14 protein-coding genes and 1 rRNA gene are annotated in these 13,654 nt (G+C 65.2%); 9 read left to right on the top strand and 6 right to left on the bottom strand.

Annotated elements, in window-relative coordinates; all coding sequences use genetic code 11:
• Window positions 1-3: 3 nt before the first annotated feature.
• From BFD71_RS18510 to bcsR, 5 genes are read left to right on the top strand one after another with little or no spacing between them, the layout of a single operon-like run.
• Complete coding sequence (locus BFD71_RS18510) at window positions 4-207, top strand: hypothetical protein (RefSeq protein ID WP_069265761.1); 204 nt, start codon at window positions 4-6, stop codon at window positions 205-207.
• Window positions 204-1,037 (top strand): cellulose biosynthesis protein BcsQ, encoded by an 834-nt coding sequence (gene bcsQ / locus BFD71_RS18505; RefSeq protein WP_069265760.1) that lies wholly within the window; start codon window positions 204-206, stop codon window positions 1,035-1,037. The genes BFD71_RS18510 and bcsQ overlap by 4 nt, the downstream gene beginning before the upstream one ends.
• Window positions 1,034-3,628 (top strand): UDP-forming cellulose synthase catalytic subunit, encoded by a 2,595-nt coding sequence (gene bcsA, locus BFD71_RS18500; RefSeq protein ID WP_069265759.1) that lies wholly within the window; start codon window positions 1,034-1,036, stop codon window positions 3,626-3,628. The genes bcsQ and bcsA overlap by 4 nt, the downstream gene beginning before the upstream one ends.
• Before the next feature lie 39 nt (window positions 3,629-3,667).
• Window positions 3,668-5,254, top strand: a complete 1,587-nt coding sequence (gene bcsG, locus BFD71_RS18495) for a cellulose biosynthesis protein BcsG (protein WP_069265758.1) — start codon at window positions 3,668-3,670, stop codon at window positions 5,252-5,254.
• A gap of 11 nt (window positions 5,255-5,265) precedes the next feature.
• Window positions 5,266-5,463 carry a BcsR/BcsP family cellulose biosynthesis protein gene (gene bcsR / locus BFD71_RS18490; RefSeq protein ID WP_256094794.1) on the top strand — a complete coding sequence of 66 codons (198 nt, stop codon included), beginning with the start codon at window positions 5,266-5,268 and terminating at the stop codon, window positions 5,461-5,463.
• A gap of 213 nt (window positions 5,464-5,676) precedes the next feature.
• Here bcsR and BFD71_RS18485 read toward each other — a convergent pair whose 3' ends face one another.
• Both BFD71_RS18485 and BFD71_RS18480 read right to left on the bottom strand, forming a co-directional pair.
• Window positions 5,677-5,925 carry a hypothetical protein gene (locus BFD71_RS18485; RefSeq protein ID WP_069265757.1) on the bottom strand — a complete coding sequence of 83 codons (249 nt, stop codon included), beginning with the start codon at window positions 5,923-5,925 and terminating at the stop codon, window positions 5,677-5,679.
• Window positions 5,873-6,769 carry a hypothetical protein gene (locus BFD71_RS18480; RefSeq protein WP_069265756.1) on the bottom strand — a complete coding sequence of 299 codons (897 nt, stop codon included), beginning with the start codon at window positions 6,767-6,769 and terminating at the stop codon, window positions 5,873-5,875. The genes BFD71_RS18485 and BFD71_RS18480 overlap by 53 nt, the downstream gene beginning before the upstream one ends.
• Window positions 6,770-6,848: 79 nt before the next feature.
• Between BFD71_RS18480 and BFD71_RS41465 the strand changes: the two genes are divergently transcribed.
• The 4 genes from BFD71_RS41465 (at window position 6,849) to rpoD (ending at window position 11,024) form a co-directional block, all read left to right on the top strand.
• Complete coding sequence (locus BFD71_RS41465; protein ID WP_069265969.1) at window positions 6,849-7,190, top strand: helix-turn-helix domain-containing protein; 342 nt, start codon at window positions 6,849-6,851, stop codon at window positions 7,188-7,190.
• A gap of 259 nt (window positions 7,191-7,449) precedes the next feature.
• Complete coding sequence (locus tag BFD71_RS18470; RefSeq protein WP_069265968.1) at window positions 7,450-7,887, top strand: GFA family protein; 438 nt, start codon at window positions 7,450-7,452, stop codon at window positions 7,885-7,887.
• Between the two features lie 150 nt (window positions 7,888-8,037).
• On the top strand, window positions 8,038-8,628 hold the full coding sequence (locus BFD71_RS18465) for a class I SAM-dependent methyltransferase (protein WP_069265755.1): 591 nt from the start codon (window positions 8,038-8,040) through the stop codon (window positions 8,626-8,628).
• A 413-nt stretch (window positions 8,629-9,041) separates the two neighbouring features.
• Window positions 9,042-11,024, top strand: a complete 1,983-nt coding sequence (rpoD, locus tag BFD71_RS18460) for an RNA polymerase sigma factor RpoD (protein ID WP_069265967.1) — start codon at window positions 9,042-9,044, stop codon at window positions 11,022-11,024.
• Window positions 11,025-11,119: 95 nt separating this feature from the next.
• Here rpoD and BFD71_RS18455 read toward each other — a convergent pair whose 3' ends face one another.
• The 4 genes from BFD71_RS18455 to rrf form a co-directional block, all read right to left on the bottom strand.
• Complete coding sequence (locus BFD71_RS18455; RefSeq protein ID WP_069265754.1) at window positions 11,120-11,785, bottom strand: DUF799 domain-containing protein; 666 nt, start codon at window positions 11,783-11,785, stop codon at window positions 11,120-11,122.
• A gap of 14 nt (window positions 11,786-11,799) precedes the next feature.
• Window positions 11,800-12,165: a DUF4810 domain-containing protein gene (locus tag BFD71_RS18450; protein ID WP_069265753.1), complete on the bottom strand. Its 366-nt coding sequence runs from the start codon at window positions 12,163-12,165 to the stop codon at window positions 11,800-11,802.
• A 58-nt stretch (window positions 12,166-12,223) separates the two neighbouring features.
• Complete coding sequence (locus BFD71_RS18445) at window positions 12,224-12,901, bottom strand: CsgG/HfaB family protein (RefSeq protein WP_069265752.1); 678 nt, start codon at window positions 12,899-12,901, stop codon at window positions 12,224-12,226.
• Window positions 12,902-13,424: 523 nt separating this feature from the next.
• Window positions 13,425-13,538, bottom strand: a 5S ribosomal RNA gene (gene rrf, locus BFD71_RS18440).
• Window positions 13,539-13,654: the final 116 nt, after the last annotated feature.

The following is a 13,654-nucleotide window of genomic DNA, read 5'->3' as shown; positions in this document are numbered from 1 at the left end:
GACATGAACATCTTCCTCGGTTACTTCGTCTGGGGCTTGATACTGGCCGTGCCGCTCTACTGGATCGGCTGGCGCCTGCGGCTCGCGCGCTTCGTGCCCATGTGGCTGCGCCCCGCGCGCTCGCGCCCGCTCCAGCTCCCGCCGCAGGTCGACGCCCTGCTGATTCGCGGCCAGCGCCGTTTCAGCCAGACGGGGCCGCGCCGATGAAGACCATCGCCATCGTCTCCAGCGTGGGCGGTGCGGGCCGCACCACCCTCACCGCCGCGCTCGCCGGTCTGCTGGCGGCGCGCGAACATGTTGCGCTCGCCGCGGAATGCGACCCGCGCAACGTGCTGGCGCTCCATTTCGGGCTGCGCGAGAGCGCGCGCGAAGGCCTCGTCACGCATCTGGCGGGCGGCCCTGGCGCCGACGACGCCTGGTCGCGCGCCGCGCTGCAAAGCGACGACGGCGTGCTCGTGCTGCCGTGGGGCAGCCTCGCTGACGGCCATGCATCCGATGACCCGCACGACGACGACGCCTGCGCCCTGCTCGACGCGCGCCCCGGCTGGCTGCGCGAACTGCTTGCCCGCGTGGACCTGCCGGCGCAGACGATCGCGCTCGTCGATGCGGGCACGTGGCCCTCGGCGCACGCGCGTCAGGCGATCGATGCCGCCGACCTCGTGCTCGGCGTCCTCACACCCTGCGCCGCCGCCTGCGCGACGCTGCCGCGCCTGATCGCCGCGCTCGTGCGCGCACAGAAGCGCAGCGTGTTCGTCGCCAATGCGGTCGTGCCCGCGCGCCAGTTGCACATGGACGTCGTTTCACTGCTGCGCGCGCGCCTGGGCGCCGCCATGCTCCCGTATCTCGTGCATGCGGACACCGGTGTGCCCGCCGCACTCGCCGCGGGCGAAAACTTCTGCCTGAGCGCGCCCAGCTCGCAAGCCGCGCACGACCTTCACGGCATCGCCTCGTGGCTCTCGCACTGGAGCACGGGTGCGAGCCTCGATGCGCCCGACGAACTGCTCGCGCAACACGTCGCGCACGGGAGCACGTCATGATCCGCGAGCGCATCGCTGCCCTGTGGACGGCGTTCTGGTTGTCGCTGCGCCGCGTGAGCGCGCCCGAGTTCAATCTCGCGCCCGACGCGCCGGGTGGCCAGTGGCTGCTGCGCGCCTTCTTCCGGCCGCCGCGCCCGGGCCAGCGCGACGTGCCCGCGCTCGCCTTCGCGCGGCTCGGCAAGGACATCCGCCAGCGCCTGAACATCGGCCGCGACCGCACCGCTGGAGCGTGGCTCCTGCGCATCTTCCTGCGCCCGCGGCGCCCGCGTCAGCGTCTCGCCGCCGATCTGCGCAAGCTTCACAAGGCGCCGCAAGGACACCATCGCTTCGCACTGCGCGCGTGGCTCGACAGGCGCCTCGAACCCGTCTATCGCCGCGCCTCGCGCGCGAGCGCGGCAGTCGGCGCGCGGCTGCCCGACGTGCCGTGGGAAGGCATCGAGCAGCACCTCGAAAAGCTTTCGGCGGCGCTCGACAGCGTGCCCTACCTGCGCCAGGGCCTCCTGTGGCTCGCGTTCGTCGCGGCTGTCGCCGTGTGCACGACGCCGCTGCCGTTCGCCGGCCAGGTGCTGCTGTTCCTGCTCGTGTATGTCGTGGTGATGATCGCGCGCCGCCTGCCGGGGCGCCTCGCCACCATGCTCATGGTGATGCTGTCGATCCTCATGACGGGCCGCTACGTCTGGTGGCGCAGCACGCAAACGCTGCATCTTTCGAGCCCTGCCGAGGCCATCGTCGGCTACATCCTCTACGCGGCCGAGCTTTACACGTGGATCGTGCTGATCTTCGGCTACGTGCAAACCGCGTGGCCGCTGCGCCGCAAGCCGCAGCCGCTGCCCGACGATCCGGCCGACTGGCCGACCGTCGACCTCTACATTCCGACCTACAACGAGCCGCTTTCAGTGGTGCGGCCAACCGTGTTCGCGGCAAGCTCGATCGACTGGCCGCGCGACAAGCTGCGCGTCTACATCCTCGACGACGGCGACCGCGACGAATTCCGCGACTTCGCGCGCGAGGCGGGCGTGGGCTACCTGCGCCGCGACGAACACACGCATGCGAAGGCCGGCAACATCAATCACGCGATGCCGCTCACACAGGGCGAGTACATCGCGATTTTCGATTGCGACCACATCCCCACGCGCTCCTTCCTGCAAACGACCATAGGCGTCTTTCTCGCCGATGAGAAATGCGCGATGGTGCAGACGCCGCACCACTTCTTCTCGCCCGATCCGTTCGAGCGCAACTTCGACACGTTCCACCGCGTGCCGAACGAAGGCAGCCTCTTTTACGGGCTGATCCAGGACGGCAACGACTTCTGGGACGCCACGTTCTTCTGCGGCTCGTGCGCGGTCATCAAGCGCTCGGCGCTCGAGCACATTGGCGGCATCGCGACCGAGACCGTGACCGAGGACGCCCACACCTCGCTGCGGCTGCATCGCCACGGCTATACGTCGGCCTATCTGCGCACCGTGCAGGCGGCGGGCCTCGCCACCGACAGCCTCGCCGACCACATCGGCCAGCGCATCCGCTGGGCCCGCGGCATGACGCAGATCTTCCGCGTCGACAATCCGTGGATCGGCAAGGGACTCTCGTTCTTCCAGCGCATGTGCTACAGCAACGCCATGCTGCACTTCTTCTACGGCTTCCCGCGGCTCATCTTCCTCGTGATGCCCGGCGCGTACCTGTATTTCGGACTGCACGTGATCAACACGCCTGCGCCCGTGATCCTCGCCTACGTGGTGCCGTATCTGGTGATTGCCGCGATTGCCAACTCGCGCATCCAGGGACGCTACCGGCACTCGTTCTGGGCCGAAGCCTACGAGTCCGTGCTCGCGTGGTACATCGTGCTGCCCACCACCATGGCGCTCATCAATCCGAAGCTCGGCAAGTTCAACGTGACCTCGAAGGGCGGCCATATCGAGCACGAGTATCTCGACTGGACGATTTCGAAGCCCTACCTCGTGCTGCTCGCGATCAACGTGTGCTCTGTCCTCGCCGGTATCGGCCGCCTCACGATCTGGCGGTCAGACGAGCCCGCCACCGTGTTCATGAACCTCTTCTGGGCCGGCGTGAATCTCACCATTCTCGGGCTCGCGCTCGGCGTGGCCAAAGAGGCGAAGCAGGTGCGCGTGGCGCACCGCATTCCGCTGCGCGTGCCCGCCATGCTCACGCTGCCCGACGGCCGCACGCTCGCGTGCAAGACCGAGAACTATTCGATGGGCGGCCTCGGTCTCATGCTGCCCGCCGACGCCGTAGCGAAGCTCGAACCCGGCGAGCGCATCAACGTGACGCTCGCGCGCGGCGTGCTGGAGCACGACTTCCCCGCCGTGGTCGCGCGTCTGGCCGACCGGCGCCTCGGCGTGCGCTTCGTCGGCATGACGATGGAGATGGAGCGCAAGCTCGTGGAATGCACGTTCGGCCGCGCCGATGCCTGGCTCGAATGGGAGGACGTGCCGCCCTCCGACGCGCCGCTGCACGGCCTCATTCAGCTGATCGAGCTGAGCTGGCAAGGCTACATGCGCCTCGTCGACGCGTTCTTCGACGCGCTGGAAAACTTCTTCACGCGACGCCGGGCCGGCCAGGTCCGCCAGCCCTGATAACCGGAACCACCGCTACACCCTGGAACGCGAAACACTATGGGTCTCTGGAATCTCTACTTCCTCGCCAAGCTGTACCTCTACTCGATCGGCACGCTCAAGCCCGAGTGGTGGATGAACTTCGCCTTCGTCATCCTGCTGCTCGTGCCGCTGCACAGGCGGTGGCTGCGTATTGCGCGCGATGTGATCGCCGTGATCGTGGGCATCGCCATTGCGTACCACGAGTCGAGCATGCCCGACATCGGCCGGGCGATCTCGCAGATCCCCGTGCTCCTCACCTTCACGCCCTCGTACATGTTCGAGCTCACGCGGCGCGTGATATCGCTGTCGATGGCCGTGTCGGCGGTGATCGCCGTGCTGCTCTACTTCCTCATCAACCGCTGGGTACGCGTGACGACGCTCGTGTTGATCGCGCTCGTCGTCATGCCGGTCTGGCAGGGCGTGGGCTCGTTCGTGGCGAATGCGACCGCCAACGCTTCACTCGCCAGCAACGGCGACGAGGACGGCGGCACCGGCAAGAAGCGCGACGAGCAGTCGGGCAGCTACGACCAGCAGCTCGCGGCGTTCCGCGCCAACGAGGAAGGCCGGCACGTGAGTTTCACGCCGCTCACCACCGACGCGAACGCGCAGTTCGACATCATCATGGTGCACATCTGCTCGCTCTCGTGGAACGACATGGATGTCGTGAAGATGCGCAACAACCCGCTCTTCTCGCGCTTCGACTATATCTTTCAGAACTTCAGCTCGGGTGCCAGCTATAGCGGGCCCGCCGCGATCCGCGTGCTGCGCGCCACCTGCGGGCAAGAGCCGCACAAGGCGCTCTACGACCCCGCGCCTGCCGAGTGCCACCTGTTCGCGCAGCTCGCGCAGGCCGGCTACACGCCGAACGCGCTGCTCAACCACAACGGCCGTTTCGACAATTTCCGCAGCACGGTGATCAGTGAAATCGGCGTGCCGGGCGTGACGATCCCCGCGAACGAAGGCTTCCCGGAGTTCATGAAGGAGTTCGACGGTTCCGCGCTGGCCGACGACTACGACGCGCTTTCGCGCTGGTACAAGCAGCGCATTGCCGCTGGCGGCGGGCCAGTCGCGCTCTACTACAACACGGTCTCGATGCACGACGGCAACCGGCTGCCCGCGCCGAACGACAAGCTCACGAGCCTGCAGTCCTACCCGATTCGCCTGCAGCGGCTGCTCGGAGACGTCGACAAGCTGATCGACCTCGTCGCGCAGTCGGGCCGCAAGGCGGTGATCGTCTTCGTACCCGAACACGGCGCGGCGCTGCAGGGCGAAGAGAACCAGATTGCCGGCATGCGCGAGATCCCCACGCCGAACATCGTCCACGTGCCGGTGGGCGTGAAGGTGGTGGGGCTGCCGGCCGGCAGCGAGCACACCGGCGGCGTGACGACGATCGACACGCCCACGAGCTATCTCGCGCTCGCGCAGCTGCTTTCGAATCTCGTGGCGCACAGCCCGTTCGCCACCGGCGCGCCGCCGCTCGCGCAGTATGCGAACAACCTGCCGCAAACGCGCATGGTCGGCGAAAACGAAGGCACGGTGACGATGACGACGCCAACCGGCTATGTGATCCATACGCCGGACGGCGTGTGGGTGGAGGGCAAGTGATGGCGATGCGCTTGTGGGGATCCAGCCGGCGTTCGCGCAGTGGTCCCGCGCTGCCGAGCGATATCGACGCGCTCGCGCGTCTCGTCGAGGGCGTGGACCGCGACCGCTATCTCGACGTTCAAGCCGAGGACGCCTGGCAGGCGGCCGCGAAGCGCTGGCCGCTCGTGGCGGCCGTGCTGGAGTTGCCGGTGGAGGCGGAAAAGGGCTGAGCTCGCGCGCGAACTCGCCTCTGCGGCGCGCTCAGAAAGCGCTGCGCTCCACGCGCTGCGCGAGGACGCAGCGCTCCAGCGGCATGCGAGTCAGCGGGCGGCCCATGGGCGCGAAGGAGCGCCGCGCGAATGCCTCGGGCTCGGGATGGTTACCAGCGTAGCGGGACCCGTACCCGTACGCGCCGCGTCGCGGCGGGTCTTCGCACCATTTCCTCAGTGATCCTGATGATCCCTCATCTGACGCGTTTGTACGTCAGTCACCGAATCGAACAACGCCTCGGCACGCGCCAGTTCGTCCAGCGCGTGATCGAGCCGTGATTGCGCGGCGCCATAGGCGAGCGGCGCGGCCACGTGGTCGTGGGCCTCGGCACGCAGGGCGCGAAATGCCCGGTCGACGTTGCGGCTCGCCTCAAAAAAGCGTTGCGCGGCCTCGGCCTCTTGTGAACGGATGTGAATCGCCATGGAAGAGTTCCATTGTGAGCTGGGTCCAGTCTCCCGCCCGGGAGACATGGCGCGTTCTTGCTCCGCCAAGCCGTGAAGACGCCGTGTGATCGGCAGGCGGCACGTCGAAGAGATCGCGCGTGACGCCGCGCGCCTGCTGCGCGCAGGCTTCGCTGCGCACGCGTTTGGTGAGATCTGTGTAGGTGTCGAAGTCGCCCATGCGCGATGCCTCGTGAATGGCCGCGAGGTCGCGCGCCTTGACGAGCGTGGGCTGTGTGAGTCGCACGAAGTATGGCGCCTCCAGCTCCGCCGTGAACACGAGAGGATGGCTCTTGCCGCCCGCCTGGGCGGCGCGCTCGACGCAATCCACCACCACCGTGCCCTGCGAGCGGCATGGCGCCTTCGCCGTGCTCACGCTGCGCAGCCGCTCCGGAACCACCCGCAGTGAGCTGCCGACGCTCAGTTCGGTTGGCGAGACGCACACGAGCGCGTAGTGATGCTCGCGTGCGGCGCCCGAGGGCAGCGTGGCGCTGCTCGTAACGAACACATGCTGCGGAAGCTGGCGCACCTGACCGCTCGCGTCGACCCACGCATTCCAGACCACCACCCCGGCACGCTTGCCGCGCTTGTCTTGCATGACGCGCGGGCGGCTTGCCGCCGGCGAAAACAGCGCGAGAAGCGAGCCGGTGCGCAGCGCGGCGATTTGAGCGCTGTTGCCAAGCGACTGGCCGATGCCCCACAGGAAGCGGCCTCCGCCCTGCCGACGCTCCCACTCCTTGCGCAGGATCAGCGTGGGGAGATCCATGCCGGCCTCTGGCCCGATACGGGACCAGCAAAACGTGGGCGGTAGGTGTTTTAGTGCCATCGACTTCCTCGGAATGCAGCCGCCCGCCGATTTCGGCGAGCAATTCAATAACCGTTACTGTATAGGTATAATGCATGACATGGAAGCCCCAGATACTCATTTTCCGGTGCAGGAACTGCTGCGGCGGTTATCGGACGATTCACGCTCTGCCAGCGAAATTGCGCGGCTTTCCGGGGTCAGCCAGCCTACTGTCTCGCGTCTTCGCACGTCGAACGGGAGGCGGGTACGCCGGAGCGCGTCATTCAATAAGCTATGCAGTTTCTATGGTGTGAAGGCGCTGCCGTCCAGCCGGCACGCGGCTGCCTACAACGAATTGCTGCGCAATGCGATCGTCGAGGCGTGGGACGGTTCGGAAGAGCACGGCCGCGCGCTGCTTGTCGTCATCAAGGGATTGAAGGACTTGAGGGAACGGGGCGCGTAGATTCGCCTGGGTGGGCTTGGGCGGTGCGTTTTGCGCGAGGGCGCCAAAGGTAACCATCCATGGGAAATTCGGCTTGCATTTCGGGGCTACAGGGGCGCCACGAACCGTGCGGAGGCCATGACTGGCCGGCCAATCCCCATATGTGGTGACCTTTGCGTTTTCCTGCGCCGCGGGCGACTCAAACGTATGATGTGAGTGCGCACACCGCAGCCGCCCGATCGCAATGTTCGACACTTGCCACCAGAGCACCGCGCCCATCATGTCCGCCGACACTGCCCCCAACCACACGAATGCTCCCGCCACGCTGCGCGGCCAGTGCCTTTGCGGCGCCGTGCGCTATGCGGTAGCCAATGCGTTCCGCTACGCATTCAATTGCCACTGCTCGCAGTGCCGCCGCGCCACGGGTTCCGCGTTCAAGCCGTTTGCGGGCATCGAAAGCGAGGCGCTGCGACTCACCGAGGGCGCAGGGCAGACGCTGGTCTACGGCGATCCGCAGGCCGCCCACGACATCCATTGCGGCCGCTGCGGCTCGCTGCTCTATTCAGTCGTGCGCGAAGGAGCGTATGTGCACGTGACGCTCGGCACGCTGACCGATCCGCCGGCCATTCGCCCCGCCGGCCATATCTTCGTGCGCTCGAAAGCGCCGTGGTTCGAGATCGCCGACTCGCTGCCCCAATACGACGAATTCCCGCCCTGACGACGCTGCGTGCAGCGTGGCCGTCGCGCGGCGCCAAGCGGCGAGCGTGGCAGCGGCGATACCGGTATCGCCGCGCGACTGCCTCTCGTTGCGTCGATCGGCTAGTCTCGAAGCGTCCCTCCCTCTTGTCACAGGAACCGCGAGCCCCATATGGACTCCATGACGATCGAGACGTACACGAGTGGCGCCGCAAACTACGCAGCCGAATGGGCGAACCAGTCTGCGCCCGACGACCTCTATGCGCGTCTCATGCGGTATTTCCGGCCCCACGGAAGGACCGTGGATATCGGCTGCGGCTCGGGCCGCGACGTGGCATGGCTGAACGCCCATGGTTACCCCGCGACGGGCTACGACGCGTCGGAGGGTCTGATCGCCCGGGCCACCGCTGACCACCCGCAGTGCGCCTTCGGTCTGGCCACGTTGCCCGAGCTAGAGGGCGTGCCCGCCGCGAGCTTTGACAACGTCCTGTGCGAGACCGTGATCATGCATTTGCCCGTCGCGCAGATCGGCCCGGCCTGCCGCCGCCTCGTCGAACTGCTCGAGCCGGGCGGCGTGCTCTATCTGAGCTGGCGCGTCACCGACGGCGACAGCGCGCGCGACCCAGCGGGGCGTCTATATAGTGCGTTCGATCCGGCGCTCGTCACCAGCCAGCTCGAGGGCACGACCATCGCGCTCGACGAGGAGGCGGTCAACCGGTCCTCCGGCAAACGCGTTCAACGCATTGTCGCGATTCGCGCGTGAGCGCTGCCACGCATGGCGACCGGACAACGGGGAATCAGCGGGGAATATCAACGTGCCATAGGCCAGGCGAGTGACAAAAACGTGAACTTCTCACTTGAAAAATGGTCTAAGGGACTCATGTAGGAAATATGTAAGGTGAAGCGCTACCCAAACGATACGACCCTGAAGGCGGTCAATGTGCCGCAAACACGACGATTCAGGTTGCCTCGCATGCCGTAACGCACTACCATACGCGGTCTTTCTGCATTGCACGAAAATCCAGGCTGCCACGTCGTCAGACGTTTGGCGCTCGCTTGGCGGGACCGGCATGCGCCCCCGCCCACTCCCCTGCAATTTCGTCATCGCCAGGACGCCACGCCGCTGGCGCGTGACCCTTTTTGCCCTTGTCGGGCTATCCCTTCGAGGAGAATGTATTGACAAGCCATGACCGGGACGACGCGCTGACCTCGTCTGCCCGCCCCGCACGCCGCTCGTCCAAAGACAAGACCGGCGATACGACGCCCATGGACGCAGGCTCGCAACTCGAAAAACGCCAGCATCAAATGCGGGCGCTCATCAAGCTCGGCCGCGAACGCGGTTATCTGACCCACGCGGACATCAACGACCATCTGCCCGACAACTTCGCGCAGACGGCCGCGCTGGAAACGATCGTCGCCACGTTCAACGACATGGGCGTGCAGGTGTACGAGCAGGCGCCCGACGCCGACACGCTGCTCCTGAACGAAGATTCCCGCGCCGACCAGCAGGCCGACGACGAAGCCGACGAAGAAGTCGAAGTCGCGCTCTCGACCGTCGACTCCGAATTCGGCCGCACGACCGACCCCGTGCGCATGTACATGCGCGAAATGGGCTCGAGCGAGCTGCTCACGCGCGCCGGCGAAATCGAAGTGGCGAAGCGCATCGAAGACGGCCTCCAGGAAATGATCCAGGCGATCGCGGCATGCCCGTCGATCGTCGCGACCATCCTCGCCGACGCCGACCGCGTCGCGGCTGAAGAGATGCGCATCGATGAACTCGTCGACGGCATCGGCAGCGACGAAGCGGCGCAGGAACCGGCCACGGCGGCCGACGCAGACGCGAGCGAAGAAGTCGAAGCCCAGGCATCGGAAGAAGAAGAGTCGGACGACTCGAGCGACGACGAAGACAGCGACGCCGACAACAGCAAGGCGAACGAAGCCCTGCTCGCGCAACTGAAGGCAGACAGCCTCGCGATCTTCGCGCGCGTTCGCGCGCTGTTCGAACAGATGGCCTGTACGACGGACGCCAATGCGCGCGCTACGGCCCTGGAAATGAAGATCTGCGCCGACATCCAGACGGAACTCGCGCCGATCCGCTTCACGGCCCGCACGATCGACCGCCTGTGCTCGCTGCTGCACGAGCAGGTCGCGCAGATTCGCGCGATCGAGCGCAACGTACTCTCCATCGTCGTCGATCGCTGCGGCATGCCGCGCGAAGCCTTCGTCGAGCAGTTCCCGGGCCACGAAACCGATCTGGACTGGGGCGTGCGCGCCGCAGCCGCGTCGAGCAAGTACGGTCCCTCGATCGAGCGCAGCCTGCCGGCTATCCAGGCGGAGCAGCGCAAGCTCGCCGAGATCGAAGCGGCCGCATCGCTGTCGCTGCAGCAGATCAAGGCGATCAATCGCCGCATGACCGTCGCCGAATCGAAGATGCGTCAGGCGAAGGGCGAGATGGTCAAGGCCAACCTGCGTCTCGTGATCTCGATTGCGAAGAAGTACGTGAACCGCGGCATGCAGTTCCTCGACCTGATCCAGGAAGGCAACATCGGCTTGATGAAGGCGGTGGACAAGTTCGAATATCGCCGCGGCTGGAAGTTCTCGACGTACGCGACTTGGTGGGTGCGTCAGGCCGTGACGCGCGCGCTCGCCGACCAGGCGCGCACGATCCGCGTGCCGGTGCACATGATCGAAACGATCAACAAGCTCAACCGCATTTCGCGCGAGATCCTGCAGCAAACGGGCATGGAAGCGCATCCGGCGGACCTCGCCGCGCGCATGGGCATGACCGAAGAGAAGGTGCGCGGCATCCTCAAGATCGCCAAGCAACCGGTCTCGCTCGAAAGCCCGGTAGGCGACGACGGCGACGCGACGCTCGGCGACATGATCGAGGACGCAGGTTCGGCCTCGCCGGCTGATGCTGCGATTCACGCGAACATGCGCGCTGCCATCGACGAGGCGCTCAAGGCGCTCTCGCCGCGCGAAGCGAAGGTGCTGCGCATGCGCTACGGCATCGACACGACGTCGGACCACACGCTCGAAGAAGTGGGCAAGCAGTTCGACGTGACGCGCGAGCGTATCCGCCAGATCGAAAGCAAGGCGATGCGCAAGCTGATGCACCCGAGCCGCGCGGACAAGCTGCGTCCGTTCCTGGAGCGCTAAGCGGTTTTACTGCTGCGCTCCCTTGAGCTGGATTGAAAAAAGCCCGTCACCTTCCGGTGACGGGCTTTTTCTTTATGCGGCGCGAGCGCCGCCGGTCAGTCCGTGCCGTATTTCGGCGAGTGCGGACCGTAGAGCAGGCCCGTCGGCGGCCCCGCGTGCAACAGACGATAGCTCGTGACACCTGCGATATCGTGGCTCTTGTCGGTCAGCGAATTCGCGACCTGCTTGATTGCCGCCACCACCAGCATGCCAATCAGGCCGCCGCCACCGCTGTTGTTCCCTTCGTTGCTGCTGGCGCTGGCCGCGCCTTGCCACAGCACCTTGCCGGTTGTCAGATCGACGAGTTTCGCCGTCGCCGTCACCACCGTCGCGCTGTCGATCACACGATATTGCGTCCCGAATTGCGTGATCTTCGAATACACCACCGCATCGGCGCCGAAGATCTCGCGCAGCTTCTCCGGCGGGGTCTGCTGGATGTCGCCTGCCGTCGTCAGTCCGTTCTGCTTGAACGTCTCCTCCATGACCGCGACCGGAATCACGTAGTAGCCCGCCTCGGCGAGCGGCATCGTCATCTGGGAGAGCATGCTGTTCGACGCATTCACATCCGTCGTCGCGTTGTCGGGCGGCAGCACGAGGATCGAGCGCGGGCGCGCATTCTTGAACGCCGTGTAATCCGCGTGCTTGACCGGCTGTGCACAAGCGGCCAGCAATGCGAGCGCGGACAGAGCCAGCCAGAGCTTGAGAGTGGAAAATCTGGACATATCGGTACGCTCGCTTATTGTTGTTTCGGTTTCTTCATGAGGAAGTCCATATAGGTCGACGACTCCGGGAAGAGGTGCTTCTCGGCGTCGAATTCCTGCATGGCTTGCGTGTCGTTGCCGACGTTCGCGTAGAGCATGCCCAGTTGCGCGTGGAAGCCTGGCGGCGGCGTGTTGCCCTTCGCGCGGATTTCCTGCAGCGACTTCTCGAGCGCATCGATCTGTTGCTGCGGTGCCTTCTCGCCCTTCAGGTAGTCGTAGACCCCGGGCTGATAGCCGCTCCACTGGTAGAGCGGCGGCGTGGTGTTCGCGCAGCCTGCGAGCAGCAGCGTTGCCGCCGTGATGGGCAGGCAGAGCCCCCGAAGCGTGCCGATGTATTTCATGAAAACCCCGTATGAGTAGTTGTTCTGATTCAGCGTGAAGCGCGGCCGACGTAGGCGGTCAGTGTGCGGAGCGCAGCGCGCCCGCGTCGACCTGGTCGGCCAGATGGTTGACTGCTTCCTGGATCGCGAGCTCGAGCACCTTGCCATTGAGCGTCGAGTCGTAGCTCGCGGTGCCGCCAAAGCCAATGATCTCGCGGTTCGAGAGGCTGTACTCGCCCGCACCCTGCGCCGAAGCGACGACTTCCGAAGTCGTGGTATCGACAACGTTGATGCTCACCTTCGCGTAGGCGATCTGGTTCTTTCCGCTGCCGAGAATGCCGAACAGCTGGTGATCGCCGACTTCCTTGCGACCGAACTCGGTGACGTCGCCGGTAATGACGTAGTTGGCGCCCTTGATCGCCTGGGCCTTCCTGGTGAAGCCCGCTTCCTGGCGGATCTCGTCAAGGTTGTCGCGATCGAGCACGCTGAAGCGGCCGCTTTGCTGCATCGACGTGATCAGGATGGTCTTGGCCTGCCCGCCGAGCCGGTCGATGCCGTCGGAGAAGATGCCGCGCATGTAGCTCGAGCGATTATCGAACTTGCCGACTGCGATCTGCACCGGCTTACCAACGGGCGGGCGCTGCGCGCTGGTGACAGGCGGCACGGGCAGCGAACGCGACGATTCGGTCGCGCAACCGCCAAGGGCTGCGATGGTGGCGGCGGCGAGAAGCGCACCCCACGTCTTGGACGACTTCATGAATTCTCCTTGTTGTCAGGGCAAAAGAGGCTGGACAAGGGAGATCGGCGAGATGCGGAGCCAGACGGCGGCGGCGTGCACGCGGAGCACGCAGGGCGTCCCCGTAAGCGTCGTTGCGGCGGAAATAGAGGGCGCAGTGCGTCGCTGCGCGCGCAAGTCATTCCATCGGTCGTGCATGTTTCTCGCTTCCCGCACGCGAGCGCATGCGCAGAAGCTCCCCGGTTTTTATTCGTGTAGCGTGTGATCTTTAGTTTGTAGTTGCTGACTACACACGCGTCTATCGGCCGGATTAGGAAGAAACTTTAGGAGATCTGCAATTTAATGCGAATTAGATTTTTGTTTGCGCGATTTCTGAGGTGTATTGACGCACGCATGAAATGCTATTTAAGACGATTTGGAGATTTTCGCTATCGACTGCGAATAAGTCAGGTCGCAGAAAATGATCGTTCTTTCTGGCGCCCAAACGCCAGAACCCCGGTTCTCTTTCGGAGACACCGGGGTTCTGGACGTTACAGCATAAGGAGCCTGACGATTACCTACTTTCACACGGGCAATCCGCACTATCATCGGCGTGGAGCTGTTTCACGGTCCTGTTCGGGATGGGAAGGGGTGGGACCAGCTCGCTATGGTCATCAGGCTTGACGGGTTGCTGCGTCGCGCTTTGTGTTCGCGCCACAGCCAATCGGGAAGAAGCGTAAAGAGGGTGATGCTGAATTGGGGTTGTGTTGTTTCAGGCACAACACACATAGTGTG

This window comes from Paraburkholderia nodosa, assembly GCF_001718195.1.
GTDB lineage: Bacteria > Pseudomonadota > Gammaproteobacteria > Burkholderiales > Burkholderiaceae > Paraburkholderia > Paraburkholderia nodosa_A.
Note: the sequence above shows the minus strand (reverse complement) of the source record. Positions and strands in the feature narration are given on the sequence as shown.